Annotated in this window: 22 protein-coding genes; 7 read left to right on the top strand and 15 right to left on the bottom strand. The window is 72.6% G+C overall.

What is annotated here, in order from left to right; translation table 11 throughout:
- Positions 1–202 precede the first annotated feature (202 nt).
- Together IG99_RS38420 and IG99_RS38425 are read left to right on the top strand one after the other, a co-directional pair.
- Positions 203–739 (top strand): hypothetical protein, encoded by a 537-nt coding sequence (locus IG99_RS38420; RefSeq protein WP_037682651.1) that lies wholly within the window; start codon positions 203–205, stop codon positions 737–739.
- Positions 740–898: 159 nt separating this feature from the next.
- Positions 899–1,447, top strand: a complete 549-nt coding sequence (locus tag IG99_RS38425; RefSeq protein ID WP_037682652.1) for a DUF4232 domain-containing protein — start codon at positions 899–901, stop codon at positions 1,445–1,447.
- A gap of 33 nt (positions 1,448–1,480) precedes the next feature.
- Here the strand turns inward: IG99_RS38425 and IG99_RS38430 are convergent, their stop codons facing one another.
- A complete protein-coding gene (locus tag IG99_RS38430; protein WP_037682654.1) occupies positions 1,481–2,605 on the bottom strand; it encodes a DUF2786 domain-containing protein in 1,125 nt (374 codons plus the stop codon).
- 98 nt (positions 2,606–2,703) lie between these two features.
- Between IG99_RS38430 and IG99_RS38435 the strand changes: the two genes are divergently transcribed.
- Together IG99_RS38435 and IG99_RS38440 are read left to right on the top strand one after the other, a co-directional pair.
- Positions 2,704–3,480 carry a Clp protease N-terminal domain-containing protein gene (locus IG99_RS38435; protein WP_037682656.1) on the top strand — a complete coding sequence of 259 codons (777 nt, stop codon included), beginning with the start codon at positions 2,704–2,706 and terminating at the stop codon, positions 3,478–3,480.
- Positions 3,481–3,536: 56 nt separating this feature from the next.
- The gene (locus IG99_RS38440) at positions 3,537–5,228 is read left to right on the top strand and encodes a bifunctional 3'-5' exonuclease/DNA polymerase (RefSeq protein ID WP_037682659.1); all 1,692 of its coding nucleotides are present in this window, start codon (positions 3,537–3,539) and stop codon (positions 5,226–5,228) included.
- A 12-nt stretch (positions 5,229–5,240) separates the two neighbouring features.
- Here the strand turns inward: IG99_RS38440 and IG99_RS38445 are convergent, their stop codons facing one another.
- From IG99_RS38445 to IG99_RS38500, 12 genes are all read right to left on the bottom strand, one after another.
- On the bottom strand, positions 5,241–8,564 hold the full coding sequence (locus IG99_RS38445; protein WP_037682662.1) for an AfsR/SARP family transcriptional regulator: 3,324 nt from the start codon (positions 8,562–8,564) through the stop codon (positions 5,241–5,243).
- Positions 8,565–8,976: 412 nt separating this feature from the next.
- On the bottom strand, positions 8,977–9,870 hold the full coding sequence (locus tag IG99_RS38450; RefSeq protein ID WP_037682709.1) for a glycosyltransferase family 2 protein: 894 nt from the start codon (positions 9,868–9,870) through the stop codon (positions 8,977–8,979).
- A gap of 107 nt (positions 9,871–9,977) precedes the next feature.
- Entirely contained in the window at positions 9,978–10,412 is a 435-nt protein-coding gene (locus IG99_RS38455) for a hypothetical protein (RefSeq protein WP_037682664.1), read from the bottom strand.
- A gap of 104 nt (positions 10,413–10,516) precedes the next feature.
- Positions 10,517–11,338, bottom strand: coding sequence for an aspartate racemase/maleate isomerase family protein (locus IG99_RS38460; RefSeq protein ID WP_051866456.1), 822 nt, complete (start codon positions 11,336–11,338; stop codon positions 10,517–10,519).
- The gene (locus tag IG99_RS38465) at positions 11,338–12,792 is read right to left on the bottom strand and encodes an MFS transporter (RefSeq protein ID WP_078948169.1); all 1,455 of its coding nucleotides are present in this window, start codon (positions 12,790–12,792) and stop codon (positions 11,338–11,340) included. The genes IG99_RS38460 and IG99_RS38465 overlap by 1 nt, the downstream gene beginning before the upstream one ends.
- Positions 12,793–12,865: 73 nt before the next feature.
- Positions 12,866–13,564, bottom strand: a complete 699-nt coding sequence (locus IG99_RS38470) for an HAD family hydrolase (RefSeq protein WP_051866457.1) — start codon at positions 13,562–13,564, stop codon at positions 12,866–12,868.
- Complete coding sequence (locus tag IG99_RS38475; RefSeq protein WP_051866459.1) at positions 13,561–14,529, bottom strand: pseudouridine-5'-phosphate glycosidase; 969 nt, start codon at positions 14,527–14,529, stop codon at positions 13,561–13,563. Before IG99_RS38475 ends, IG99_RS38470 begins: the two co-directional genes overlap by 4 nt.
- A gap of 64 nt (positions 14,530–14,593) precedes the next feature.
- Positions 14,594–15,295: a transglutaminase-like domain-containing protein gene (locus IG99_RS38480; protein ID WP_051866460.1), complete on the bottom strand. Its 702-nt coding sequence runs from the start codon at positions 15,293–15,295 to the stop codon at positions 14,594–14,596.
- 15 nt (positions 15,296–15,310) lie between these two features.
- A complete protein-coding gene (locus IG99_RS38485; protein WP_037682666.1) occupies positions 15,311–16,444 on the bottom strand; it encodes an acyl-CoA dehydrogenase family protein in 1,134 nt (377 codons plus the stop codon).
- A gap of 59 nt (positions 16,445–16,503) precedes the next feature.
- Positions 16,504–16,878, bottom strand: coding sequence for an ectoine synthase (locus tag IG99_RS38490; RefSeq protein WP_037682668.1), 375 nt, complete (start codon positions 16,876–16,878; stop codon positions 16,504–16,506).
- 64 nt (positions 16,879–16,942) lie between these two features.
- The gene (locus IG99_RS38495) at positions 16,943–17,209 is read right to left on the bottom strand and encodes an acyl carrier protein (protein ID WP_037682670.1); all 267 of its coding nucleotides are present in this window, start codon (positions 17,207–17,209) and stop codon (positions 16,943–16,945) included.
- Between the two features lie 418 nt (positions 17,210–17,627).
- The gene (locus IG99_RS38500) at positions 17,628–19,103 is read right to left on the bottom strand and encodes an AMP-binding protein (protein WP_037682671.1); all 1,476 of its coding nucleotides are present in this window, start codon (positions 19,101–19,103) and stop codon (positions 17,628–17,630) included.
- Positions 19,104–19,487: 384 nt separating this feature from the next.
- On the opposite strand from IG99_RS38500, the gene IG99_RS38505 reads away from it, so the two are divergent.
- A complete protein-coding gene (locus tag IG99_RS38505) occupies positions 19,488–20,723 on the top strand; it encodes an IS701 family transposase (protein ID WP_234312106.1) in 1,236 nt (411 codons plus the stop codon).
- Here IG99_RS38505 and IG99_RS38510 read toward each other — a convergent pair.
- The gene (locus tag IG99_RS38510; protein ID WP_324606166.1) at positions 20,684–22,693 is read right to left on the bottom strand and encodes a helix-turn-helix domain-containing protein; all 2,010 of its coding nucleotides are present in this window, start codon (positions 22,691–22,693) and stop codon (positions 20,684–20,686) included. The genes IG99_RS38505 and IG99_RS38510 overlap by 40 nt on opposite strands.
- Before the next feature lie 253 nt (positions 22,694–22,946).
- On the opposite strand from IG99_RS38510, the gene IG99_RS38515 reads away from it, so the two are divergent.
- Together IG99_RS38515 and pabB are read left to right on the top strand one after the other, a co-directional pair.
- Positions 22,947–23,678 (top strand): methyltransferase domain-containing protein, encoded by a 732-nt coding sequence (locus IG99_RS38515; protein WP_051866464.1) that lies wholly within the window; start codon positions 22,947–22,949, stop codon positions 23,676–23,678.
- A gap of 34 nt (positions 23,679–23,712) precedes the next feature.
- The gene (gene pabB, locus IG99_RS46695; protein WP_037682672.1) at positions 23,713–26,043 is read left to right on the top strand and encodes an aminodeoxychorismate synthase component I; all 2,331 of its coding nucleotides are present in this window, start codon (positions 23,713–23,715) and stop codon (positions 26,041–26,043) included.
- Positions 26,044–26,109: 66 nt separating this feature from the next.
- On the opposite strand, the gene IG99_RS44545 is transcribed toward pabB, so the two are convergent.
- Positions 26,110–26,886 (bottom strand): transaldolase family protein, encoded by a 777-nt coding sequence (locus IG99_RS44545; RefSeq protein WP_158973328.1) that lies wholly within the window; start codon positions 26,884–26,886, stop codon positions 26,110–26,112.
- Positions 26,887–26,996 lie beyond the last annotated feature (110 nt).

Genomic DNA, 26,996 nt, shown 5'->3' on the forward strand with positions numbered 1-26,996 from the left:
CGGTGTAGCGGCTGGGGTGTGGGCCGGTGTAGCGGCTGGGGTGTGGGCCGGTGTAGCGGGTGGGGTGTGGCGGGGGGGGGGTGGTTTGGGGCCGTTTCTGTCGCCGGGTCGGTGGGCCGTTCCGTGGGGTTTCGGGGGCCCTGGTAGCTTGCTGCGGACCCTGCGGCCCGTGGGCCGACCGGCTACAGCTCGGGAGTTTGCAGTGACTTCGGTTACCTCCTCGCGCCCCACGCGGAGCGCGTCGCGTCGGCGGGTACGGATCGCGGCCGCGGCCCTGGGGCTGGCGGGTGCCCTCGCGCTGACCGCCTGCAGCGACGGCGGCGACGGCAACGACTCCGCGGACGACTCTCCCTCCGGCTCGGGTGCGAGCGCGAGTGAGACCGCCGGGTCCGGTGGCGGCTCCGGCGGTACGACGTCCGCGTCCGACGGTCTCCAGGGCAGCTGGCTGACCACCAAGGACGGGCACGCCGTGGCGCTGGTGATCAGCGGCAAGCAGGCCGCGCTCTTCGCCACGGGTGGGTCCATGTGCAGCGGGACCGCCGGTGACGAGGCGGGCATGCAGATGCTCCACCTCAAGTGCACCGACGGCAACAAGGACCGGGCGACCGGGATGGTCGACTCCGTGAACAAGGCCAGCCTGAAGATCACCTGGGAGGGCGGCGCGGGCGCGGAGACCTACACCAGGTCGGAGGGCGGGAAGCTGCCCACGGGGCTGCCGACGGCGAGCCTCGGTTCGTGACCTCCGCAGCGTTCCGCGAGCCGCTCGGGGGCTCGGGCGGGGCGCGCGAAGGGGGCGCACGGTGGTGCGGTGCGGTCGGGAGCGCGGGGGTGCGCGGCGGGGCGGGGTGCTCGTACGTGATGATCGGTGGGCACTGTCACGATCTCAGGGGACCCATCTATGCGCGCCGTTCCGCTCACCGTCACCGCTCTAGCCGCCGCCCTCCTGCTCACCGCCTGCGACAGCGGCGGTGACGCGTCCGGCGGCGGGGCCGACAGCGGCTCCTCCGCCGAGGGCAAGAGCCCCGGTGGCGCCTGCGCCATCGGCAAGCTGGGCTCGGAGGTCGGGCCGGTCAACGCCGCCCCGGCCGCCGGGGACAGCGGCAACGTCACCGTCACCCTCACCAACCAGGGCCCGGAGTGCGCCCTCGAGGGCTTCCCCGCGATCAGCCTCGACGCGGGCAGCGTCTCCGGCAACGTCCCCCACGACGAGGCCGCGCAGCCGCAGAAGCTGACGCTCGCCGAGAACGCCACCGCGACCTTCACCATCACCTACGCGCGCGGCGCGGGCGGCGACGCGAAGAGCCTCTCCGTGAAGACGGTCAAGTACGGCCTGCCGGGCGCCAAGGCCACCAAGAGCTTCCCTTGGTCGTACGGCGACATCGCCCTGAAGGGCGACACGGGCGAGCCCGACGCCTCGGTGAGCGCGTTCCAGCAGGCGGGCGACTGACGGTCGAGCGCCGCCGGGCGTGGCCGAGCGGCCTCAGGGGAGGCGCGGCCGGGACTCCACGCGGGCCCGGTCCGCGGCTTCCGCGCCCTCGGTCCAGCCCGCCGCGTCGCTGACCCCGCGCAGGCGGGTCGTGACCGTCTGCGGGAACAGCCGGTCCGTCGTCGAGGTGACCGCGACCTCCCGGGAGGCGAGGACGGGGAGCAGGTCGTCGCTCACCTCGACCTCGGCGGCGGACGCGAGGCGCATGCCGATGCGGTGGGCGTACGCGGCGAGGAAGGACTGCCGGAAGGTCTTCGTGCGTTTGCGGCCGCCCGCGCGCTGGGCGGCCTCCGCCTTCGTCATCGCGCTCGTGGCCTGGACGAGGAGCGAGGTGTAGAGGAGCTCCACCGCCTCCAGATCGGCCTCGAAACCGACGACCGTGGAGAAGCAGAGGGGTTCGTTCCACACGGCCCGGCAGTGGTTGGCGTCGGCGACCGCGTCCAGCAGGACCGCCTTGGCCTGCTCGTACGGCGGCTCCACCCCTATCCGGCAGGCGCCGGGCGCGTCCGGGGCCGGCGCGCGGGCGGCGAGCAGCGCCTCGTCGACGCTGTGCCGGGCCATCAGCTCCTGTGCCTTGGCGGTGAGCGCCTCCGCCTCCTCCGGGAACCCCGTCGCCTCGGCCTTGGCGAGCAGCGCGCGGATGCGGGTGAACATGCGGGAATCGGATCCGGACTGCCGGACCGGTTCCTCCAGGGGTTCGAGGGCGGGCAGGCGCAGCAGCAGTCGGTACAGCTCCAGGACCGCTGTGGCGTGCGAGAAACGGTCGGTGCCGGGCGTGGTGCCGGGAGCCGCCGCGGCCAGTTCCTCCAGTTGGGCCGTCCAGCGGCGGCCGCGCGGGCGGTCGTCCGCTGCCTGCGCGCGGATCAGCTCCGAGGCGAGCCGCACGTGTACGTCGTCCAGTTCGCGGCGCACGATCCGTACGACGTCGGCGGGCTGCCAGCCGCGCCGCCAGGCCGTCGCCACGAACTCCCGCCCGCGCCGCTCCAGTTCGGCGTCCGCCGAGGTGTCGGCGGCCAGCAGCGAGGCGCCCGAGTCGAGGGCGGCGTCGGTGGTGGCGTAGAGGGCGGTCTGGAAGGCACGGTCGACGGCGCCGGGCGTCCCGGGTGCACTGCTGCTCACCCGTCGATCGTGTCACGGGCGGGAGGGCGGCCGCCGCAACGCCCTCTTCATGTCAACCCGCGGTTGACACCCTGAGGGCGTCAACCTAAGGTTGACACATGACGACGAACACGACCATCACGTCATCCGTACGCCTCGACGACCTCATCGCGGCTATCAAGGGCGTCCACGCCGAGCCCCTGGAACAGCTCCAGGACGCGGTGCTCGCCGGTGAGCACCTCGGTGAGGTGGCCGACCATCTGATCGGGCACTTCGTCGACCAGGCCCGCCGCTCGGGCGCCTCCTGGACGGACATCGGCAAGAGCATGGGGGTCACCCGGCAGGCCGCCCAGAAGCGCTTCGTGCCGAAGGAGTCGACGGACCTCGACCCCAGCCAGGGCTTCAGCCGCTACACGCCCCGGGCCCGCAACGTGGTCATGGCGGCCCACAACGAGGCCAAGTCCGCCGGTGCCACCGAGGGGCTCCCCGAGCACCTCGTCCTCGGCCTGCTGGCCGAGCCGGAGGGCCTCGCCGCGAAGGCCCTGACCGCACAGGGCGTCTCCCCCGACGCGGTGCGCGAGGCGGCCACCGCCGCGCTCCCGCCGGCCGCCGAGGACGCCCCCGAGCTGGTCCCGTACGGCCCGGCGGCCAAGAAGGCACTCGAACTCACCTTCCGCGAGGCCCTCCGCCTCGGCCACAACTACATCGGCACCGAGCACATCCTGCTGGCCCTGCTGGAGCACGAGAACGGCGAGGGCGTCCTCAGCGGCCTCGGCATCGACAAGGCCGGGGTCGAGGCGTACGTGACGAAGGCTCTGGCGGAACTGCTCAAGGCCCGTGAGCAGGGAGAAGGAACCGGGGAGGAGTCGGCGCAGGGACCGGAAGACGCCGGCTGACCTGCGGCTTCCCACAATCCGGGGCCGTTGTCAGACCCCCCTGCCACACTCGCGGTATGGCCGAACGGTGGGCGCTCGCTCCGGCCGAGGACGGCGGCGCGGAGCTCGCCCCCCTCGGTCCGGACGGGCTGCTCGCGGGGCCGGTGCTGCGGGAGGCGGACCTCGCCTCCGCGGTGCGCGGCCGGCCCGAGGTGAGCCGCTGGGTGTGGCGTTCGACGGCCGAGGTCTATCCGCGTCTGCTCGCCACGGGGGTGCGAGTGGAGCGGTGCTACGACGTCGAGGACGCCGAGACGCTCCTCCTCGGCCACGAGGGGCGCTACGGCGAGCCACACTCGGCGGCCGCCTCCCTGGCCCGACTGCGCGGCGGCCCCGTACCACCGGATCCGCCGCAGCGGCCGGCCGCGCCCGGTGCCCAGTCCCCGCTCTTCGAGCCGGAGGGCGTCCGGCTGCCCCTGACGGACCTCGTCGAGGTGTACACCGAGCAGCAGCGGCGGCACGACCGGGCCGGGCACCCGGAGAGGATGCGGCTGCTGACGGCCGCGGAGTCGGCGGGGATGCTGGTGGCCGCCGAGATGAACCGGGTGGGGCTGCCGTGGAGCGCGGAGGTCCACCGGGAGGTGCTGCACGGACTGCTGGGCGAGCGGTACGCGGGCGGGGGCGAGCCACGCCGGCTGGCCGAGCTGGCGGACGAGGTGTCGGCCGCGTTCGGACGCCGGGTGCGGCCCGACCTGCCCGCCGATGTCGTCAAGGCCTTCGCGCAGGCCGGCATCCGGATCACATCGACCCGCCGCTGGGAGATCGAGTCCATCGACCACCCGGCGGTGAAACCGCTGATCGAGTACAAGAAGCTGTACCGCGTCTGGGTCGCGCACGGCTGGTCCTGGCTGCAGGACTGGGTGCGCGACGGACGCTTCCGGCCGGAGTTCCTCGCCGGTGGCACGGTCACCGGCCGCTGGGTGACCAACGGTGGCGGCGCGCTGCAGATCCCCAAGGTGATCCGGCGGGCGGTGGTCGCCGACCCGGGCTGGCGGCTGGTCGTCGCCGACGCCGACCAGATGGAGCCGCGCGTCCTCGCGGCGATCTCCCGCGATCCCGGGCTGATGGAGGTGGCCGGCCGCGAGACCGACCTGTACCAGTCGGTGTCGGACCGCGCCTTCTCCGGCGACCGCGACCAGGCCAAGCTCGCCGTGCTCGGCGCGGTCTACGGCCAGACCTCCGGCGACGGGCTGAAGAACCTCGCGGCGCTCAGACGCCGCTTCCCCAGGGCGGTCGCGTACGTGGACGACGCCGCCCGCGCGGGCGAGGAGGGGCGGCTGGTGCGGACGTGGCTCGGCCGCACCTGCCCTCCGGCGGCGGGGGCGACGCAGGACGCGGCGGAGGAGGCGGGCATCCCGGTCGGGGAGGACGAGGCCGGCACCGACGGCCGGCCCTGGGCACCCGGTTACGCCTCCACCTCCTCCCGTGCCCGAGGCCGTTTCGCCCGCAACTTCGTCGTCCAGGGCAGCGCCGCCGACTGGACCCTGCTGCTGCTCGCGGCGCTGCGGCGGACCTGTGCGGACATGGCCGCCGAGCTGGTCTTCTTCCAGCACGACGAGGTGATCGTGCACTGTCCCGAGGAGGAGGCCGACACGGTCGTCGCGGCGATCCGGGAGGCGGCGGAGCTGGCGGCACGGCTGACGTTCGGGGAGACGCCGGTGCGGTTTCCTTTCACGACGGCGGTGGTGGAGTGCTATGCCGATGCCAAGTGAGGGCCGAGTGACCTAGCGAGAGGGGCGAACGGGCCGACTGCCCTCGATCTCGGCGATCAGTGACCGGAGTTCCTCCGTGAGCGCCTTCTCGTCCGTGCGGTGCAGTGCGGCGAGGGCGGCGCGCCACTCCTCGTACGCCTCATCGGGGCGCCCCGACTCGTGCAGCAGGAGCCCGTGCTGGTGACGGGCGAGGCCGCCCATGTAGCGGTCGGCGCGGGCGTCCGCGCCGCGGAGCAGCTCGGCGCACTCGCGCCGGGCGCGGTCGGCGCGGCCGAGCAAGCGCAGCGTGCGCACCAGCCCGAGCCGGGTCTGGGACTCGCCGTGCCAGTCGCCGTGACCGCCGAGGATGCGCCGGCTTTCCTCGAAGTGGGGCAGCGCGGCGGCCGGTTCGCCGAGCGTGAGGTGGGCGTAGCCGATGTTGCAGTGCGCGGAGTGCTGCACGATGACGGCGCCGATCCGGTCGCCGATCGCGAGTGAGTGCCGGTGCTGCTCGATGGCGGCACGCGGGTCGGTGTGCTCGTACAGGTTGCCGAGGTGGCTGTGGGTGACGGCCTCGCCGTGCGGGTCGTTCAGCCGGCGTGAGTACTCGAGGCTCCGCAGCAGCGCCTCCCGCGACTCCTCGTACCGTCCGAGCCCTTCGAGCAGCAGGCCCCGGTTGTTGAGGCAGCGCCGGATGCGGGTCGGCCGGCCGAGCCGCCGCCAGGTCGACAGGGCCAGGTCGTTCAGGGCGAGGGCGTCGTTGAGGCGGCCCGTCAGGAAGTGCACGCCGGCCAGGTCGCCCAGCGCGTACGCCTCCGCCTCCTCGTCCGCGAGCCACCGCGCCACCCGCAGGGCGGCCCGTCCGAGCACCTCCATCTCGGCGACGCGACCGCTTCGCTGGACGTAGGGGAAGAGGAGGCGGACCAGGGTCGAGACGTGCGCTGCGGTGCGGTCGTCGGGCGCGTCCGCGGTGCGCCCGACGAGGGTCACGATGTTCTCCAGCTCCAGCTCGCCCCAGGTGAAGGCCTGTTCGGGACTCTCGAAGGGCGGCACCTCCCGGACGTGCGCCGCGTGGTCGGCCGGCTGTGCGGCGGTCGGGCGGCGGCGGTCCTCCTGGTCGGGACCGGCCTCGACGATGGCCATGAGGCTGCGTTCGGCGACGGCGGCGTACCAGCGCAGGGAGGCCGCGGTGCTCTCGGCGCGCCCGGTGTTCTCGGTCTGCCCGGTCCCGTCGGTGTGCCCGGCGTGCCCGGCGTGCCCGGCGTGCCCGGCGTGCTGGGCGTGCTGGGCGTGCTGGGCGTGCTGGGCGTGCTCGCCTTCCGCCAGCTCGCGGGCGAAGTCGCGCACGAGGTCGTGGGGGGCGTAGCGGCCGTACGCCGTCTCCTCCAGCAGGGCCACGTCGACGAGCCGGTCGAGGGCGGCCTCGGTGCGGCGCTCGTCGGTACCGGTGAGGCGGGCCAGCAGGGGCGCGCCGTACGCGGGCAGGTCGAGCGCGCCCACGCGGCGCAGCACGAGGGCGGCGTCCCGGTCCGCCTCGCGGTCGGAGGCGGCGAGCGCGTCGTGGGCGACGGCGAGGGAGCGGCGCACGCTCAGGTCGTCGTACTCGAGGTGGTGCAGTCGGCTGCCGCTGGCCGCGAGTTGCCCGGCGAGCACGTCGGCGGTGAGGGCCCGGCGTGCGGCGAGCCGGGCGGCGACGACACGCAGGGCGAGCGGGAGGCGGCCGGTGAGTTCGACGAGCGGGTGGCCGGCGTCGAGACCGTCCCGTCCCGAGACCGCGCGCAGCAGCGCCGCACTGTCCTCGTCGGAGAGGGGAGCCAGCGGGAACCGGTGGGCGCCGTCGAGGGCGGTCAGCGGCGAACGGCTGGTGACGATCACCGCGCAGCCGGCCCCGGCCGGCAGCAGCGGACGTACCTGGGCGGCGCTCGCGGCGTCGTCGAGCACCATGAGCGTGCGGGTCGGCGCGAGCAGGGAGCGCAGCAGGGCGGCGGCCGCGTCCGGGTGTTCGGGGACACGGCGGGGCTCGACGCCCAGGTCGCGCAGCAGGGCGGCGAGGGCCTGGGCGGAGGTGAGCGGGGTCATGCCGGGGGTCGCACCGTGCAGGTTCACGTACAGCTGCCCGTCAGGGAAGCGTTCCCGCAGCCCATGCGCCACGCGCAGCGCGAGCGCGCTCTTGCCGACGCCCGCCATACCGCTGATGACGGCGACGGGAGTGCTGGTTCCCTGAGCGGGGGCTGTGGCGGGCGCGGGCCCCGCGGCGGCGGCGACGGCCGGGGCGCCGGTGGCCAGCGTCCGGTGCAGACGGCGTAGCACCTCGGTGCGGCCGGTGAGATGCGCGGGCGGTGGGGGGAGCTGGGCGGGGCGAGGGGTGGGCGGGGTCTCGGAGAGGCTGGAGGTACCAGGGGCACCGCCGGTGCCGGGGGCGGTGAGGTCAGGGGTGTCGGAAGGGTCGTCGGGCCCGGCGCCGGCCTCGGGGTCGGAAGCGGCCATGGACGCGGAGGCGCCTTCCGGGGCACCGCCGGCCTCGGGCAGGTCGGCGCTCTCCGGTGCGGCCGCCCGCAGTACCTCCACGTGGGCCTCGCGCACCGCCGGCCCCGGTTCGATGCCGAGCTCCTCGACGAGGCGGTTGCGCAGGTCGCGGTGGACGGCCAGGGCCTCGGCCTGGCGGCCGGTGCGGTGCAGGGCGAGCATCAGCTGACGGTGGTAGCCCTCGCGCAGGGGATGCTCGGCGGCCAGCTCCGTCAACTCCGGTACCAGGCCGTCGAGCCGCTCACCACCGAGGGCCAGTTCGGCGTCGTAGCGCCACTCCAGAAGGAGCAGCCGCGCCTCCTGGAGGCGCTGGACGAACGCGTAACCGCCCAGCTCGGCGGGGAGACCGCTCAGCGGCGCGCCCCGCCACAGCGCGAGCGCGGCGGCGCACTCGCGCACCACGCGCTCCCAGTTGCGGGCGGCGTACGATCCGCGCGCCGCGGCGACGTGCCGCTCGAAGACATGGACGTCCAACTCGCCCTGTTCGACCCGCAGCAGGTACCCGGGCGGCACGGCCCGCAGCCGTTCGGGGTCGTCGAGGATCCGTCGCAGCCGGGCCACGTGGTTGTGCAGCGAGGCCTGTGCGGAGGCGGGCGGTGCGCCGCCCCACAGTGCGTCCTTGAGCGACGCGACCGGAACGACTCGGCCGGCCTCCAGCAACAGCACGGCGAGCAGGGCCCGCACCTTGGGGCTGCCGACGGTCCGGATCGCGCACCTGGCGCCGAGGTCCGCGTCATCGACGCCGTCGCCCTCGCCCTGGACGCCGTTCCGGCCCTCGTCGTCGTACAGGACCGGCGGCCCCAGCAGTCCGAACCGCAGCGCGCATCGCATCACGCCGCTTCACTGCCTTCCCGCGCCGTCCACGTCCGACCCCGCTCCCTGCGGGTCGTCGCCACTGCTGGCGCGTTTCCACCCACCTTGGACGGTTTCCCGCCACCCTCTTTCTGACGGACCGCCATGGAATCCGCCAGCCTACCGCCCGTTTCCGGTATCCGTACGGCGACTTCAGGCCAGTTGACCTGCGGCCACATGGAGGACCGTTGGCCACATGTTAGCGATCCGTTGGCGCGACCTGATGTGATCAATACATCGGATCTGGCCCGACGGTGCGCGCGTACACGCGTTGCTCGGGGGAGTGTCGCCGCCGCGGCCGGATTCGGGAACGGGACGAAGGCCCCGGTCGGCGGAGGTGAACGACTGGGGCCTTCGTCCCGTTTCCGTGCGCCCAGGCGTGCCGCGTGGGTCAGATGACCGGCGGCCGGCCCAGCCGGGTCAGTCGCCACACCGTGCGCCAGCGCATGGGCCGTCGCTCACCGGCCGGCTCGCGCATCCCCTCCGCGAACCCGCCGAACCAGGCCCGCAGTCCGCCGAGGGACCGGGTGCGCAGGAGCGTGGCGAGCATCCACACGCCCAGGTGCACCGGGATCAGTGGCAGCGGCAGCCTGCGCCGGACCAGCCAGACCCGGTTGCGGGCGGTGACGCGGTAGTAGATGGCGTGCCGGGCGGGCGAGGTCTTGGGGTGCTGGAGCAGCAGTTCGGGCGCGTAGAGGATGCGCCAGCCGGCGTCGGTGGCCCGCCACGCCAGGTCGGTCTCCTCGTGGGCGAAGAAGAACTCGGCGGGCCAGTCGCCGGTCTCGGCGAGCATCGCCATGCTCAGGGCGTGCCCGCCGCCGAGGAACCCCGTCACGTATCCGCCCTGCATGGGGTCCGCCGCCCCGACCCGGGGCACGTGGCGCCGCTGGGTCTCCCCGTGCTCGTCGGCGATGCGGAAGCCGACGATGCCGAGGCGCGGGTCGGCCGCGTACAGGTCCCTGACCCGGCGCAGCACGTCGGCGTCGACGAGCAGCCCGTCGTCGTCGAGTTCGACCACGATGTCGACGTCACCGAACTCCCGCAGCCGCGCGAGGGCGACGTTGCGTCCGCCGGGGCAGCCGAGGTTCTCCTCGACCTCGATGGCGGTGACCTCGCCCGGCAGGGAGAGCCGGTGCGCGAACTCGGGCAGCGGGCAGCCGTTGCCGACGATCACGATGCGGGCGGGCGGGAGGTCCTGCTTGGCCACGGACTCCAGCAGGGCGTCGACCTCGGCCGGCCGGTTGCCCATCGTCACCACGGCGACGGCGATCCTCGGCTCCACCACGTACCTCACACCCCATCCGGCTTCCGTCGCCGCTCACGCCTGTCCGTGCGACGCCCGTCGTTCACCAAGATGTTGCCTCAGGTCCGAAGGTTGTCCTGAACACCGGATCACTTTGCGCCTGGTTTACGGCGATTTTCCTTCCGCCGAACGAATTTCAGCCCCGACCAGTCCTCCCCCAGCGCGGCGACCTTCACATCGACGACGCCGAGCGGCAGGAACAGCTCCCGCAGCCGGTTCTCGGAGATGTCACTGACGTGCCCGGCGGCCCTGCGGGGCCACGCGATCCAGAGCATGGACGCGTCGGCGAGGTCCCGTACGAGGACCGGCGCGGCGGCGGCCAGTGCACGCTCCTCCCGGAAGAACGCGACGGTGACGTCGGCCGGTTCCGGCCCGCGATCGACGACCTCGCAGCCCTCCGGCAGCCCGGGGATGTCCCAGGCGGCCGGCGCCTCCAGCAGCCGTACAAGGTGTCCGGCCCTGATCCCGATCTTCCTGGCGAGCGGCGTACCGGAGTACCCGCCCGCCGCACCGACTCCGCTCACACCGGTCTCCTCCGCTCCACGCGGGCGTTGACGACGCTCGGCATCCGACCCCGGCTCCATCCTCCTGGGTCCGACTCCAGTCACCAAGCAACGCACAGCTCTTGTCACGGGAGCCGGCGGCCGAAGAGGCTTCCGTTTCCGTGCGAGGGAGCTGCCGTTCCGGTGGCCGGTGCGGCCGTAGGCGCGGCGTGGCACAGTCCGTACCACAGGACGGCCTGGTTCGAGGTGATGACCGGCACGCCCAGTTCCTGTTCCAGGGGGACGACGGCGGCCCGGGAGGGGAAGCCGCTGCCCGGTACCAGGACACCGTCCGGGCGCGGGTGGTCCGGGTCGTGGAACGCCTTGACGACCTGCTGGTGCACCTCGGCGGGGTCGATCGTCCAGTGGGCGCCCTCGTCGAAGGCGTTGTAGCGGGCGATGCCGTCCCACTCCGGCCCCAGCGCGAACTGGATCAGCCTGGTCCGCTCGACGCCGACCTCGCTCAGGTACTCCTCCGTGGCCCGGAACGTCGGCTCGGTGAACCACGGCGGCATGACCAGCAGCGGTCGTCGTACGCCGGACGCCCGCAGGGCCGCCGTGATGGCCGTCGCCGCCGTGTACACGGGTACGCCATGGGCGTGCGCGCCGGCCGCCGCGACGAACTCGGTGTCGAACGCCGGTCCCCCGAAGAAGCTGCTCGAACCGAAGCAGAGCGCGACGCTGTCCGCGCCCAGCCGGCCCAGCTGGTCCAGGCCTCGGACGACGTCGGGCGCGTTCGCGAGAGCGCCGGCGGGACTGCCGACGTACTCGGTGTCGGCGGGCCGTGGGCACTCGAAGCGCGCGGTGTGCACCGAGACCCCCTCGGGAGCCATGCGCCAGATCTCCGTCTCGGGCACGGGGTCGTTGTGGATGACGAGGATGCCCAGCCGGGCGGCTACCGCGGCCATCAGCACTCACCCGCCGCGGCCGGAGCCGGAATGCCGTCCGCCGGCTGTGCGTCCCGGTCCACGGCGGCGGCCCGACCGCCCGGCGCGAACCCGAGCCACGCGAACACCGCGCCGGCCGCCGCGATCCCACCGGCCAGCAGGAAGCCCGTACGGAACGCCCCGTCGCCCGGGTCCGTGCCCAGGACCAGGATCAGGGCCGCCACGCCGAGGGCGCCTCCCGCGTACTGGGTGGTGGTCATCAGTGCCCCGGCCACGCCCTGGTTGCGGTCGTCCACGTCACGCGTGCCGCCGACGAACATCGAGGTGTAGATCATGCCGTGACCGAGTCCGCTGACGACCAGGCCGGGCAGCATCGCCGCGAGGTAGCCGTGGTGGGTGGCGGAGAGGCCCAGCAGCACCAGTCCGGCCGCGCCGACCGTGAACGCCAGCGTCAGGCAGCGGCGCACGCCGAGGACTCCGACCAGCTTCCCGGCGATCATGTTGCCGAAGGTGATGCACGCGGCGAGCGGGAGGAACGCGATCCCGGCGGCCAGCGGCTCGTAACCGCGGCCGTCCTGCAGGAGCAGCGTCACCAGGTAGAACTCGACGCCCGCCACGCTCGCCATGTACAGCGCGGAGGAGCAGCAGCCCATGACGAGGCTGCGGGTGCGCCTCAGCACCGGGTCGACCAGCGGCTGCCCGCTGCCGCGCTCCCGCAGCGCGAACAGCACCAACAGGCCGGCCCCGGCGAGGAAGCTGCCGAGCGTCAGCGGTTCGGTCCAGCCGATGTCGGCGGCCAGGGTGAGACCGAGAACGGAGACCAGGACCGTGGCGGTGCACAGCACGGCGTTGAGCACGTTGAGGGCGGCGTGCCGGCCCTGCTCCGTCTTCCCGGGCAGGAACCGGGGGGCGGCCAGCGCGCACAGCACGGCGAACGGCAGGTTCACGAAGAACGTCCAGCGCCAGGAGAGGGTGGTCAGCAGTCCGCCGATGACCACGCCCGCGGCCAGTCCGCTGGCGCCGACCGTGCCCCAGACGGCGAGTGCCCGGGTGCGCTCCCGTCCCGCCGGGAACGTGGTGTTGACCAGGGCCAGGATCGACGGCTGGAGGCAGGCCGCGGCGACGCCCTGGGCGCCGCGGGCGACCAGCAGCAGCGCGGCGTTCGCCGCGAGGCCGCCCAGCAGTGAGGCGACGCCGAAGAGCACCAGCGCGGCCATGAACAGTTTGCGGGCGCCGACCCGGTCCCCGACCCGGCCGCCGACGATCAGGAAGCCGGCGAAGAACACGGAGTAGGCGCTGACGACCCACTGCATGGCGCTGCCGGACAGCGTCAGGTCGGAGCCGATGTCGGGCAGGGCGACGAAGATGACGGAGAAGTCGAGCGCGATGAGGAACTGGGCCGCGGAGAGGGTGATGAGGCCGCCGACGGGACTGCGGGACGCCGTCGGTGCGGAGGATGCAGTCGGAAGAGGCATGGTGTGGATGACCGCCTGGTTCTTGTGCCGCCCCGGGTGGGGCGGAGGTGTCTGGGGGATGGCCTGTCGGGAGTCAGGAAAGGGCCGGAGTCGTCACCGGGCTGCGGCTCAGGGCCTGTTGCAGCGCGTCGACCGTGTCCGCCACCAGCGCGGCGCCCGCCTCCGTCAGCTGCCGCGACGAGGCGACACCGTAGGAGACGCCGATCGCGGGCATGCCGGCCGCCGTCGCCATCCGCACGTCGTCCACGGCGTCACCGACGACCACGCACGCCTGCGGCGCGATGCCGACCGACCGGGCCGCGAGCAGCGCCAGGTCGGCGTGGGGCTTGCCGCGCGGGGCCATGCCGTGGCAGACGACGGCGTCGAACTCCTCGACGAGCCCGGCCGGTTCGAGGAGTTCCAGCGCGCTGGCCCGGATCTTGCTGGTGCAGATCGCGGTCCTGAGTCCCTCGGACCGCAGTCGGCGCAGCAGCTCCGGCACCCCGGGGAAGACCAGGTCGGCGGCCCGGGGGACGACCTCCTCCCGGAACCGCTCCCGGAAGAGGGCGACCGCGTCGGCCACCTCCGGATGCTCCTCGGGCAGCCCCGTGAGCTCGGCGAAGACGGCCCCGAGCGGCTTGCCGACGGTGGCGCGCACCCGGTCCGCCGGGACCTCCGGGCGGCCGGTGTGTTCCAGTACCCGGTGCAGGACGCCGGCGATGGCGCCCGGGGTGTCCAGCAGGGTGCCGTCGAGATCGAACAGGACGGCGGCCGGTCTGCCGTACGTCGTCATGCGAGCGCCCCCGCGTGCTCGGCGAGTTCGAGGGAGAACTGAGCGGCGAACTCGCCGGCGAAGGCCGCGGTCGACAGCAGCACGGACCGGTTGGCTGCCGAGGTACGGCCCCGGGTCGCCTCGGATATCGCCTTCAGGAGGTACGGCGTGATCGCGGGGCCGGTGACACCGGCGGCCTTGGCCTGGGCGGTGGCGTCCGCGAGGGCGGCCTCGATGTCGGCGGACGGGATGCCGTCCGCTTCCCGGATCGGGTGGGTGACCAGGGTCGAGGTGGCGTTCCCGGCCCGCCAGTGGGCGAGGGTGACGGCCGCGATCTCACGCAGGTCGTCGGACCGGTGCGGGTTGCGCACGCCGCTGCTGACGCTCAGGTAGGCGGGGAAGTCGTCGCAGCGGTAACCGATCACGGGGACGCCCGCCGTCTCCAGCCATTCCAGGGTCCAGGCGGGGTGCAGCATCGACTTGGCGCCGGCACACACCACGGCGACCCGGCTGCGGGTGAACTGCACCAGGTCGGCGGAGATGTCGAAGCTGTCCGGGGCGTCACGGTGCACACCGCCGATGCCCGCGACCGCGAACACCGGGATGCCCGCCAGCTCCGCCGCGACCAGGGAGGAGGACACGGTGGTGGCGCCGAGGCCGCCGCGCGTCAGGGCGACGGCCATGTCCCGGGTGCTGACCTTGGGCACGTCCGGGGCGGAGGCGAAGAGTTCGAGCTGTTCCTTGGTCATGCCCACCCGGATCCGGCCGTCCAGCAGCGCGACCCGGGCGGGGACCGCGCCGGACGCGCGGACCTCCGCGTCGATGTCGAGCGCCAGGTCGAGGTTGGCCGGGTACGGCAGCCCGTGCGGGATCGCCGAGGACTCCAGGGCGACGACCGGTCGGCCCTCGTGCAGGGCCTCGCGCACCTCTTCGTCGATGTCCAACAGGTAGGGGTCGGCGGCGAGTGCCGCGGGGGTGGCGTGCATGGGGGCTCCTCAGCGAGTCAGGAAGTCAGCGGCTTGACGGCTAGGCGGCTAGGCGGCTAGGCGGCTAGCGAGTGAGGACGGGCGGTGGGGCGGCCTCGGAGGCGAGGGAACCGCCCGAGACGGTGCCGGTTCCTTCGAGGAACCGCGGGTGCGCGCTGCGCATCGACGCCATCACGAACTCGTACGGCAGGTCGTCGAAGGCCCCGTGGTCCCGGAGGAACTCCATGGCGCCGCCGCTGCCGTGCGGGTGGTACAGGCTGTCGGCCCGCCCGTCGAACTCCAGCGGCTGCATGGCGTACAGCCGGCACAGCAGCTTGTTGAAGACGGGGGTGGCCTTCACCCAGCGGCCCTCCAGGTGGATCTGGGTGAGGCCGTGGAAGAAGACGTCGCCGCCGATGTGCTCGATCAGGCGGGGCGAGGCGAGGTGGTTGCGGACATCGCCGTACACCAGCCGGGAAGGGATGCCCAGGGCGCGGACGGCGGCGGCGAACAGGGCCGACTTGTGCAGGCAGAAGCCGGACTTGACGGTGGCGGTGTGGGACGCCTTCAGACCCTCGCGGGACAGATCGGCGCCGTACACCTCGTAGTGGACGGTGTCACGGACCGCGTAGTACAGCTTGACTGCGTTGGCGCGGCGGTCGGCCGAGCGGTCGTCGACGACGTCGTCGATGAAGGTCTGCACCGCCTCGGACTCGTAGTCGAGGAACTCGGTCGGCGCGGTGAGCGCGGTGAGACTGCTGGGCACATCGGTCATGGGCTCGGTCATGAACTCGTTCCCTGGTCAGAGGCCGAGAAGGCTGGCGATCCGGGTGCGCTGGATCTCGCTGGTCCCGGAGTAGATGGTTCCGGCGACGGAGTCGCGCAGTGCGCGCTCGACCCCGTGCGCGGTGAGCACGCCGCGTCCGCCGTGGATGCGGACCGCGTCGAGGGCGTTCTGGACGTTCGCCTCCGACACGACGGTCTTGGTGGCGGCGAGGTCGACGGCGGCGTCCTGGCCGGACTCCACCTTCGTCCCGGTGTCGTGCAGCCACTTCCGGGCGGTCTCGGTGCGGATCTTCATGTCGGCGATCTTGTGGGAGATCGCCTGGTACTTGCCGATGGGCCGGCCGAACTGGGTCCGGCCCTTGACGAACTGGATGGTCTCCGCCAGCCGACGGGTCATCTCGCCGAGCGTGATGGAGAAGGAGAAGAGCACCTCGCGCTTCATCACGTAATCCAGGACGAGGAACCCGGCCCCGTCCCCGCCGACCCGTTGGGAGACGGGAACTCGCAGTTCCTCGAAGGCGAGCGTGCCGACCGGGCTGGTGCGCAGCCCGATCTTGTCCATGGCAGGGCCGACCACCAGACCGGGTGTTCCGGCCTCGACCAGCAGGCAGGTGAGACCGAACGGGCCGGGGGCGCCGGTGCGGACGTAGAGCAGGAAGAGGTCCGCGACCGGGGCGTTGGTGATGAACATCTTCCCGCCGTTGACCACGTAGTGGTCGCCGTCGCGTACGGCGGTGGTGGAGATGTTCATGGCGTCGGAGCCGCCGGACTCCTCGGTGATGGCGTGCGCGGTGATCAGATCGCCGGAGACGATCTTCGGGAGGTAACGCTCCTTCAGATCGTCGTCGCCGAACCGCTGGAGCGGCACGCCCACCGACACGATCTGGGTGGAGGCCGAGAAGGACAGGCCGGAGTCGCGTGACGCGCGGCCAAGTCCTTCCAGGGCCAGCATGGTGTCGGTCAGCGACCGGCCGTGCCCGCCGTAGGCGGCGTCGAAGGGGATGCGCAGGATCCCGGACTCCTGGACGGCCGACCACTTGTGCCGGGAGAACTCGGCCCTGCCGTCCAGTTCCTCGATGTCTGCGTTGAGCTGATCGGCCCAGGGGGTCATCAGGTGCGGGAGATCATGCTGCGGTGGTTGGTCGGACATGGCTGTACTCCTCGAAGCGGGGCCGGGGGCGGGGCCGTTGCCGTTGGCTCGGTGCCGGGTCAGTACTGGGAGAAGCCGTCCTCGGACAGGGTGTGCCGCTCGTTGCCGACGATCGGCGGGTTGAAGACCGACACCAGGTGCAGGTCCTCGTAGTCGGAGGCGATGAGGTAGTGCGGGTCGTGCTTGTCGAGGACGTAGATCGTGCCCGGGACGATCTTGTGCCGGGTGCCGTCCTTCTCTACGACCTCACCGGAGCCGGCGACGCAGAAGCAGGCCTCCAGGTGTTCGCGGTACTGCAGGGCGCTCGTGGTGCCCTGGCGCACCAGGGTCACGGCGAAGGCGAAGCCCATACGGTCGGCCTCGACCAGGAGCCGGTGGCTGGTGCCGTTGCCCCACTCGACGGGGACGACGTCGTCAACGCTGCGGGTGAACACAGTGAATCTCCTTGGGTGTTGGTGAAGATCAGTGGAGTTGCTGAGGGGGTGGTCCGGTGGTGCGTCAGGCCGCGACGGGCTCGGAGTGCTCGCCGATCAGATCGGTGATCGCGGCGATGGTGCGGAAGTTGTCCGGCGTGATGTCGATGCCGTCCACCGGGACCCGGTAGGCGGTCGCGATGTGCGAGACCAGCCGGACCAGGCCGAGGCTGTCGATCACTCCGGAGGCGACGATGTCGTAGTCGTCGGTGAGGTCCGAGGCGTCCTCACCCGCCAGGAACTCGGCGGCGATGAAGGCGCGGATCTCGTCGGCTATGTCTTGGGCGGTCATGCGGTGGGGTCTCCTTCGTGCGGGTCTGGGTCTCTTTCATGCGGGCGGAGGTCTCCTCCACAGGGGGAGCTCTCCTTCACGCGGGCTGAGGTCTGCTTCATGCGGGCGGAGGTCTCCTTCACGCGGGGAGGTCTCCTCCATGCGGGGAGCTCTCCTCCACACGGGCGGAGGTCTCCTCCACACGGGGAGGTCTCCTCCATGCGGGGAGCTCTCCTCCACACGGGCGGAGGTCTCCTCCACACGGGGAGGTCTCCTTCACGCGGACCGAAGTCACCTCCATGCGGCGGAGGTCTCCTTCACGCGGACCGAGGTCTCCTCAACGCGGACCGAGGTCTCCTCCACACGGGGGGCTCTCCTCCATGCGGCGGAGGTCTCCTTCACGCGGAACGGGCTCTCCCTCATGCGGGCGGAGCCCTCTTCACGCGGCGGAGGTCTCCTTCATGCGGTCGGCCCGGATCCGGTTGCGGTCGGGCTTGCCCGTGGATGTACGGGGCAGCGGCTGGTCGGTGATGTGGACGGACGCCGGGATGGCGTGCCGGGGCAGCCGTGCGCCGGCGTAGCTGCGCAGGGCGAGGCCGGTGAGCGCGGCGACGGGGCGCCGGGTCACCGTGGCGTGCAGCCGGACCCCGGCCTGGTCGTCGGGCAGGGCGACGACCACCGCCTCGGCCACGTCGGGGTGGGTCGCGATGACGGCCTCCACCTCCTGCAGGTTGGTGCGGATGCCGCGTACCTTGACCTGCCAGTCGGCGCGCCCTTCGAGGTGGACCAGGCCGTCCGCGGACCGTGTGACGAGGTCACCGGTCCGGTAGTAGACGCGGCCGTCGATCTCGGTGAACACCCGGTCGTTCAGGGAGCGTTCGAGATAGCCGCCGGTCTGGAACGGTGTCGACACCAGCAGCTCACCGCCGCCCGCGCCCTCCAGTGGGGTCCCGTCGACGCCGACGACCAGTGCGCGCACACCGGGCAGGGGGCGGCCGATCGGCATCCGTTCCCCGGCCCGGGTGCGGGACACCTCATGGATGAACGAGTCGTTGGTCTCGGTGCAGCCGAACACGTTGTGCAGCCGTGCCTCGGGGAACGCGGCGAACACCGAGGGCAACAGGTCGGCCGGCATCGCCTCGCCGGTGAAGACGGCCTGACGAACCGCCGGAAACGTGGCTTCGGCGTCCTGGGCGAGCAGCCGGTGCAGCATGGGGACGCCCTGGACGAAGCTGACGCCCCGGCCGGCGACGAGCTCCCGCAGGTGGCGGGCGTCCGCGGCCTGCTCCTTGCCGACGAGGACGACATGGGCGCCGAGCCGCAGGAACGTCCATACGTCGAGCAGGGCCAGGTCGAAGTTGAGGGGAGCGTAGGAGAGGGCGACGTCGTCGCCGGTGAGGTGGAAGGCGTGGCCGGCCCAGTCGGCGAACGCGGTGAAGCCGTCGACGGGGATGGGCACGATCTTCGGGGTTCCGGTGGAACCGGACGTGGTGAGCAGCAGCCGGGTGCGGGCCGGGTCGGGGACCGCGAACCCCGCCGCCTCGGCCTCGTCCGGCTCGACCGGTTCGGCCGACACGGAACCCTGTTCGTCCGCGCCGAGCAGGTGGGAGGCGCGGGCCCGCCGGCTCAGCCGGGCCAGCGCCTCGGCGCCGAGGTCGGGCGAGGGGACGAGAGCGACCAGTCCCTGCCGGAACACCGCCAGGAGCAGCGCGACGGTCTCCGGCGACTTGTGTGCCGGTACACAGACGGTGGCGCCCGGTGCGAGCGGCAGCCGCCGCAACCGGTCGGCGAACGTGCGTGTGAGGTCGTCGAGTTGCTGGTACGTGACGCTCCGGTGGCAGCAGGACAGGGCCACCCGGTCGGCGTGTTTCTCGCGGTGCTCGCCGACGGCGTCGGCTAATTGCGGTGACGGCATGGACTACCCCCGGACGGTGGGACGAGGACTCGTCTCGCTGCGGACGCCCCGCTGACGGGGCCCCGGAGCCGAGCGCTGATCACGACCATCACTGTGTGGAGCGCGCCGGGGGTCTCACAAGCGCCGTCCCGGATCCTCATCAGGTCCGGGAAGTCCGTCAGGTCGCCCTTTGAAAGAAGGGGGAACCCAAGGTGCGCGGTGGTGGCCGGCCCACCTCCCGGAGGCCGGGTCGAGCCCCTGCGGCGGGCATTCACGGGCCGGTGATGGTGGTCCGGCCACCACTCCGACGGCCCGACAGGGTCCCCGCGACACCTCCTCCGGACGGCACGGGACTCGGCAGTGTGGGACAGGTCAGGAGTCAGCGGGCGAGAGGCAGGCGTGACCATGAGCGGAGCGGTCTTCGGCGGGCCCTGGACGGACCCCGGGTGGGCGGCTGTCCACCAGCCGGCGGACATCGTCGCGGAGCTGTCCGCGGCCCTGTTCCCCCGGACACTGCGCAGAAAGGACCAGCGCTGGTGGGCCGAGCAGTACGTGCGCGGGCTGCTCGCCGCCGACGGCCGCAAGTCGGTGCGCCGGATCGCCTCCGCCGTCGGCGGCGGGGCGGCGGAGCAGAGCCTGCACCACCTCATCACCGCCTCCACCTGGCCCTGGTCGCCGATGCGGGAGGAACTGGCCCGCTACCTCCAGGACGTCATGACACCGTCGGCCTGGGTGGTCCAGCCGATGGCCATCCCCAAGGTCGGTGAGCACTCGGTGGGTGTCGGCCGGCACCTGCCGCGCCCCGGCCGGCCGGACAACGGGCAGCAGGCGTTCGGGCTCTGGTTCGCCTCCGAGCGGTCGAGCGCCCCGGTCAACTGGCGGCTGCACCTGCCGGGCGGCTGGATCCGCGACCCGGAGCGGCGGCGGCGGGCCGAGATCCCCGACGGCGTGGGCGAGGAGACGCTGGAGGAGTGCGCGGCGGCGGTCGTGCGGTCCACGCTCGAGTGGCGGGTGCCGCGCCGGCCCGTGGTGCTGGGGGCGGCCGGCCCGGACCTGGGTGCGACGATTCGGCGGTACCGGGATGCCGGGGTGCCGCTGCTGGTGAGGGTTTCCGGCGCCGCCTCGGTGACCGTGCGCGAGCCGTCGCTGCCCGGATTCGGCGCGGGACCGCTGAGCGCGGAACGCATCGTCGACTCGGTCAGGGCGCTGCGCCGGCCGGTGCGGTGGGCCGATCCGCTGGGCGGCCCAACGGCCGTACGGAATTCACTGGTGGTGGGTGTTCCCATCGCCCTGCCCCAGGCCGGCGGGGGCAGCGGGCGGCCGGGGCTGCTGATCGGTGAGTGGGGCGATCCTCGCCGGCCGCCGACGGAGTTCTGGCTGACCGACCTGGACCGCACGCCGGTGCCGGTCCTGCTGAGGCTGGCCAAGCTGGCCAGGCAGGTGACCCAGGACTCTGCCACGGCGGGGGAACAGGTCGGACTGCGGGACTTCGTGGGCCGGTCGTTCACGGGCTGGCACCGGCACACCACACTGGCCTCGGTCGCCTACGCCGCGCGGGCACTCGCCGACGCGGACCAGGGGCGGGCACTCGCCGACGCGGACTACGGCCAGTTCGACGCCCTGGAGGCACGCAGCGCCTGACCGGGCGGTCGTGCGCCGTCGCCGTCGCCGTCCGCCAGCAGGTGCCGGGTGCGGTGCAGCCGGAGCGCCAGTTGCACTTCGAGGGCCTGAGCGGGCTCCTGCCAGTGCGGACCCAGCAGGTCGGTGATCCGCTCCAGCCGCCGCGAGACGGTGTTCGGATGGACGTGCAGCAGCTCCGCGGCCCGCGTGGGACTGCTTCCCGAGGCGAAGTACGACTCGAGTGTCCGCAGCAGCTCCGTCGACTGCTGGTGGTCGTACTGCAGCACCGGCCCGATCGCCGATCCGACGAACCGCGTGACGTCCTGCTTCTCTGACAACAGCAGTCCCAGGAAGCCCAGTTCCTTCGGCGACGCCGTACCGCCCGTGCCGTCCAGCACGGTGAGCGCGTCCAGGCATCGCTGGGCCTCGCGGTAGACATGCCTGACGTCGTCGGGCGCGTCGGCGGGCCCGGCCGCTCCCCCGGTCACCGGATGCCCGAGTACGGCGGACAGCTCCCGTTGCACCGCACGGGCGGCGCCGGCCGGATCGTCACCCGGCAGCAGGAGCACGATATGGCCGCCGTCGACGTACTTGAGCCCCGACAGCCGGTGCGCGTACGACGCGGCCCAGGCGTTGGCCCGGCTCTGCGAACCCCCTTCGGGGCGCACCACGACGATGACGTGCGGCTCGCCGAGGTCGACCGCGAGCCGGCGGCCCCGGGCGGCGAGCTGCCCCGGCGGCAGCTGGGAGACATGGAGCAGATCGTGCAACAGCTCGTCCCTGACCTGGCCCTCGGCCACCGCCGTACTGCGCTGCATCAGCAGCTGGACGGCGACGGCCTGGGCGGCCAGGCCCAGCAACTGCTCCTGCTCCGGCGACGGGGCTCGCGCGCCGCACAGCACCAGGGTGCCGAGATTCTCCGTACCGCCGGTGACCGGGCTCGCCAGCAGCACACCGCCCGCCCCGTCGTCGCCCTTCACGAGTCCGCCGACGGCCTGCGCGTCCAGGCAGATCCGGTCGATCAGAGCCATGTCTACGCGGGTTGAATCATCACCTGAAAAAAGGGCCCGAAAGCCTTCCGTGTGGGCGAGATCCTTGCTGACGGTGTCCCGTACCAGCAGCGCTCCGCCCAGTTCGGCGGCCGCCCGCTCCACCAGGGCGGCCAGTTCCCCGCCGGCGAGCGCCAGGTCGAGCAGGTTCCGGTGGACACCGTGCAGCCTGCGCGCGGTGGCGGAGGAGTCCATGGCCTGCGAGACGTCGCCCGTCAGCTCCGCGACCTCGGTCCGGGTCCGCTCCAGCAGGCGGGTCCGCTCGATGGCGACGGCCGCGAGATCGGCCAGCGAGGTCATCAACGAGATCTCGTTGGGCAGGAAGTGACGGATGTTGCGGTCCGCGACGTAGAGCACGCCCAGCGTCGAGTGCTCGTGGCGCAGCGGGACGGCCATGACGGCCCGCAGCCCCTCGGAGCGCACGACATGGTCGATGGCCTCGTCGTGGACGAAACTCTCGTCCCGCATGTAGTCGGGTGTCCAGAAGGGGGCGGATCGCTGGTGCGCCTGCCGGCCGACCCCGCCGTCGTTCGGCACCCTGAACCCGACCGTGATCGCCGAGGCGTGTCCGTCCGCGGCCCGGACACAGGACGTTTCGTCGTCGGGCAGACTCACCCACGACATGTCCAGGCCCATCAGCAACCGGGCCCGGCGGGTGATGACGGCCAGCAGGCTGTCCAGGTTGTACGGCTGGGTCAGGTCGCGGGCGGTGTCGACCAGCGCGGACAGCCCGGCCTCGCGCTGCTGGCGACGGGCGAACAGCTGCCTGACCTCCAGGGAGCGGTTCTTGGCCGTGACCACCGCCGCCAACTCGGCCTCGGAGGCGCCCTCCTCGGCCGTCCGCCGGACCAGTTCCTCGAAGTGCTCGACGGGCGCTTCCCTGGCCAGCAGTTCGAGCATGGCAAGCGCGTACCCGTCGAGGGGTCCCCCACTGGTCGGCACCCTGCGGCTCCCCCCGAGCAAACGTGCGAGATCAATGGAAAGGTAAGTGGAGTTTTGCTCACTGGTCAACAAGTTCCCGGTCGAGGCGGGCCATCAGGCCAGTCCACGACCCTGACTGTGGCGCGATCACCCCTCCGGCAACCAAGTGCTGTCGTCGGAGCACCTTCCGTCACCCCATGGCCACCCATCACGCTCAGCACCACGGGCATCGCGCAGTGCGACGCACCGAGCCGATCGGAACAGGTGGGGACCCATGCCGTACACATCGCAGGTGCAGGACTACCGGCGTTCGCTGGAGCGCAGCCGTCAGTCCCTCGGCCGTGCGGACCGACCCTCCGTCTTTCCCCTGGCCGGACGCCAATGGGATCTCCTCGACGAGGTGTTCGCGCCGCTGTACTCGCCGTCGACCGGCGTCGCCCTGGACTTACTCGGGCTCACCGAACCCGGTGACGACCGGGCGCGCCGGGGCTCCTTCCTGGAGATCGGCTGCGGCACGGGCGTCATCGCGGTAACCGCCGCGCTGGCCGGCCACGGCCCGGTCGTCGCCTCGGACATCAACTCTTTGGCGGTACGCAACGCGGCCGTCAACGCCCGCCGCCACGGAATGACCGACCGGGTCAGAACCGTGCACGGCGACCTGTTTTCCGGACTCGGCGACGACGAGCGCTTCGACACCGTCTTCTGGAGCTCGAACTACGTGCTGGGTCCCGACCACTACCAGTACGAGTCGGACCACGAACGCGCCTACGTCGACGCCGGATACCGCTCGCACCGCGGATACCTGGAGCAGGCACCGCTCCGGACGACACCCGGCGGGCGGGCCCTGCTGCACTTCAGCAGCCGGGGCGACTACCCGTCGCTGGCCCGCATAGCCGCCGAGACCGGCCGTGAGCTGCGCCTGCTGGGCCGTTGCACGGTCCGGGAAGGGGAGTACGGCGACGACCTCGTCGAGCACCTCCTCCTGCAGATCCTGACCACCGCCTGACCGGCCCGTCCGAGCGAGGAGAGACCAGAGGTCCATGCGCACACTGCTCGTCGACAACTACGACTCGTTCACCTACAACCTCGTTCACCAGATCGCGCGCGTCACCGGCCAGGAACCGACGGTCGTCCGCAACGACGACCCGCACTGGCACCCCGCGCTGCTGACGGACTTCGACAGCGTCGTCGTCTCACCGGGGCCGGGCACCCCGGAACGCGCCGCGGACTTCGGCATCTGCCGGGAGATCGTGGAGCGCGCAGCACTGCCCCTGCTCGGCATCTGCCTCGGCCACCAGGGCATCGGGCTGGCGCACGGGGCGAATGTCGTCCGCGCCCCACAGCCCCGGCACGGCCAGACCTCGCCGGTGCTGCACGAGGGAGACGGACTGTTCACGGGACTGCCGTCACCGTTCGAGGCGGTGCGCTACCACTCGCTCACCGTGACCGGCCTCCCGGAGCACCTGGAGGTCACCGCCTGGACGCCGGACGGGGTGGTCATGGGCCTGCGGCATCGGACACGGCCGCTGTGGGGCGTGCAGTTCCACCCGGAGTCGATCTGCTCCGAGTACGGCGACGAACTCCTGGCCAACTTCTTCGAACTGGCCGGCACGGGGGTCGGCCGCCATCGGGAGAACGCCCGCCTCCGACGGGCCGCCACGGGGACGTCGGCAGACGGGCGCTTCCGGGCCGCGACGGGCATCCCGACCGCGACGGGCATCCCGACCGCGACGGGCATCCCGACCGCGACGGGCATCCCGACCGCGACGGGCATCCCGACCGCGACGGGCATGCCGACCGCTCCCGAGGCCCCGACCGCTCCCGACACTCTGACCGCTCCCGACACCCCGCACGCCCCGACGCCCGCACGCCCCCTACGCGTGCTGACCACCCAAGTCCCCACCCCCTGCGACGACGAGACCCTCTTCGAGCGGCTCTTCGCCGGTGCCGATCACGCGTTCTGGCTGGACAGCAGCCGACGCGACGAGCAGGGCCGGTTCTCGGTCATGGGCGACGCCACGGGGCCGCTGGCCCGGGTGGCGACGGCCGATGTCGCCACCCACACCGTCACCGTACGGTCGGCGACGTCCGAGGAGACCGTCGAGGGGCCATTCCTTCAGTGGCTCGACCACGACCTCGCCTCCCTCGACGTCGAAATACCCCCGCTCCCCTGTGACTTCGCCCTCGGCTGGACCGGCTACCTCGGCTACGGACTCAAGGCCGAGTGCGGCAGCGGGGCCGGCCATCGCGCCGAGGAGCCCGACGCCGTCATGGTCTTCGCGGACCGGGCCCTCGTCCTCGACCACAAGACCGGCACCACCCACCTGCTCGCCCTCACCGAGGCCGACGCGCCACGCGCCGCCCGCGACTGGCTCGACACCACCGCCCGACGGCTCACCGGACTCGCGGGCGCCCCCGCCCCCCGGCCGCTCGAACCGCCCCCCGCCCTCGGCGAGGTGCGGCTGCGCCACGACCGCACGGCCTACCTCCGCCTCATCGACGAGTGCCAGGAGGAGATCGCCGCCGGAGAGAGCTACGAGATCTGCCTCACCAACATGGCCGAGGTCCAGGGCACCCTGGACCCCTGGCAGGCGTACCGCGTCCTGCGCCGCACCAGCCCCGCTCCGTTCGGTGCCCTCCTCCGGTTCGGCGAACTGTCCGTGCTCTCGACCTCCCCCGAGCGGTTCCTGCGGATCTCGGCCGACGGGGTCGTCGAGTCCAAGCCCATCAAGGGCACCCGCCCACGCGGCTCCACCCCCGCGGAGGACGCGGCCCTCGCCGCCGACCTGCGCACCCACGAGAAGGACCGCGCCGAGAACCTGATGATCGTCGACCTGGTACGAAACGACCTGGGCCGGTGCGCCGAACCCGGCACCGTGCGCGCCGACCCGGTCTTCGCCGTGGAGAGCTACGCCACCGTGCACCAGCTCGTCAGCACGGTGACCGCCCGGCTGCGGCGCGACAGCACCCCGGTGCGCTGTCTTCGCGCGGCCTTCCCCCCGGGTTCGATGACCGGCGCGCCCAAGCTGCGGACCATGGAGATCATCGACCGCCTGGAGAACGGCCCGCGCGGGGTGTACTCCGGCGCCATCGGATACCTGTCCCTCTCCAGTGCCGCCGACTTCAGCGTCGTCATCCGCACCGCCGTCGTCACGCCCGGCCGGCTGCGCTACGGGGTGGGCGGCGCGATCGTGGCGCTGTCCGAACCGGCGGCGGAGTTCGAGGAGACCATCGTCAAGGCGGCCCCGCTGCTCGCACTGACCGGCACCGCCTTCCCGGACCTGCCGGACCCCGTGCCGACCCCGCCGCTCGCGCTGACCGGCCCCCGCTCCCCCGACCTGCCGGACCCGGCGCCGGCCTCCATGCGGTGACTCGGTGACGCGGTGACTCGGTGACACAGTGACGCGGTGACACTGCGGGCCCGGCTCCCTCACACCTCAGCCGAACCGGGCCCTCAGCACCTCCGCTCCGATCGCCTCGACGTCCACGTTCCGCTCCGCGAGCAGGCGCAACGCCCGCGTGGACTGCTCGTGCCGCCCCATCAGCGTGTCGCCTTCGAGCCCATCCCCGCGGGCCGCCGCCTCCGCGGTCTCCACCGTCAGCACATGAGCCGTGTTCCAGCTGACCAGGGACCGCACCTGTTCGGGCCGCGTCCCCGACCACAGCAGCATCGGCGGACGGGCACCGGCATCACGCAGGCTCTGCCAGCTCTTGTCGGCCAACGCCATCTCCCGCGTCCGGTACAGGAGGCGGGCGGTGGCCAGCCCCGCCGTGTCACGCAACCCGCTCGCCTCGCCGTCGGGAAGCCGGTCGAGGCGGGCGTTCACCTCCGCGTCGAGCACCCCCAGATCGCAGGACGTGGCCACACCCAGCGCCTCCAGGTCCACACCGCGCACCCTGGCCCGCTCCAGCCCGGTGCGCTGGGCTTCCAGTACGGCGCGGTACTGCCGCACCGAGAACACCGCGGTGGACTCGATGCCGATGCCCTCAGCAAGACAATCCGCCATGGCGTCGATTCCGGCGCGGTTCGCCGGAACACGGACCAGCAGATTCGCCCGATCCACTCCGCTGCACATCACCCGCGCCGCGGCCACCCACGCCGCAGGATCGTCCGCCCCGTCAAAAGCCGCTGCGGCGAGGGCCACGAAGCCACCGCTCTCCCGCAGTTCGTCACACGCGGCCCGGACCATGCCGGTCGTCGCCCCGAACGGCATCCGGATTCCGCGGAATCCGTACGACACAGTGTCGAGCGCCTCTGACCGCTCCCACGGACAAGCCGCCCACCAGGGCGAAACTCCCTCGGCGGCAAGCTCCTTGAGGAGCC

This window comes from Streptomyces griseus subsp. griseus, assembly GCF_000720255.1.
GTDB lineage: Bacteria > Actinomycetota > Actinomycetes > Streptomycetales > Streptomycetaceae > Streptomyces > Streptomyces griseus_I.

Bases quoted from the DNA above. Each gene is read 5' to 3' on its own strand.
- IG99_RS38475 (WP_051866459.1), bottom strand. From the start codon at position 14,529: ATGCACGCCACCCCCGCGGCACTCGCCGCCGACCCCTACCTGTTGGAC.
- pabB (WP_037682672.1), top strand. From the start codon at position 23,713: ATGCGCACACTGCTCGTCGACAACTACGACTCGTTCACCTACAACCTC.
- IG99_RS38465 (WP_078948169.1), bottom strand. From the start codon at position 12,792: ATGCCTCTTCCGACTGCATCCTCCGCACCGACGGCGTCCCGCAGTCCC.
- IG99_RS38480 (WP_051866460.1), bottom strand. From the start codon at position 15,295: ATGACCGAGCCCATGACCGATGTGCCCAGCAGTCTCACCGCGCTCACC.
- IG99_RS38460 (WP_051866456.1), bottom strand. From the start codon at position 11,338: ATGGCCGCGGTAGCCGCCCGGCTGGGCATCCTCGTCATCCACAACGAC.
- IG99_RS44545 (WP_158973328.1), bottom strand. From the start codon at position 26,886: ATGCCGTTCGGGGCGACGACCGGCATGGTCCGGGCCGCGTGTGACGAA.
- IG99_RS38440 (WP_037682659.1), top strand. From the start codon at position 3,537: ATGGCCGAACGGTGGGCGCTCGCTCCGGCCGAGGACGGCGGCGCGGAG.
- IG99_RS38470 (WP_051866457.1), bottom strand. From the start codon at position 13,564: ATGACGACGTACGGCAGACCGGCCGCCGTCCTGTTCGATCTCGACGGC.
- IG99_RS38425 (WP_037682652.1), top strand. From the start codon at position 899: ATGCGCGCCGTTCCGCTCACCGTCACCGCTCTAGCCGCCGCCCTCCTG.
- IG99_RS38445 (WP_037682662.1), bottom strand. From the start codon at position 8,564: ATGCGATGCGCGCTGCGGTTCGGACTGCTGGGGCCGCCGGTCCTGTAC.
- IG99_RS38505 (WP_234312106.1), top strand. From the start codon at position 19,488: ATGAGCGGAGCGGTCTTCGGCGGGCCCTGGACGGACCCCGGGTGGGCG.
- IG99_RS38485 (WP_037682666.1), bottom strand. From the start codon at position 16,444: ATGTCCGACCAACCACCGCAGCATGATCTCCCGCACCTGATGACCCCC.
- IG99_RS38495 (WP_037682670.1), bottom strand. From the start codon at position 17,209: ATGACCGCCCAAGACATAGCCGACGAGATCCGCGCCTTCATCGCCGCC.
- IG99_RS38435 (WP_037682656.1), top strand. From the start codon at position 2,704: ATGACGACGAACACGACCATCACGTCATCCGTACGCCTCGACGACCTC.
- IG99_RS38500 (WP_037682671.1), bottom strand. From the start codon at position 19,103: ATGCCGTCACCGCAATTAGCCGACGCCGTCGGCGAGCACCGCGAGAAA.
- IG99_RS38515 (WP_051866464.1), top strand. From the start codon at position 22,947: ATGCCGTACACATCGCAGGTGCAGGACTACCGGCGTTCGCTGGAGCGC.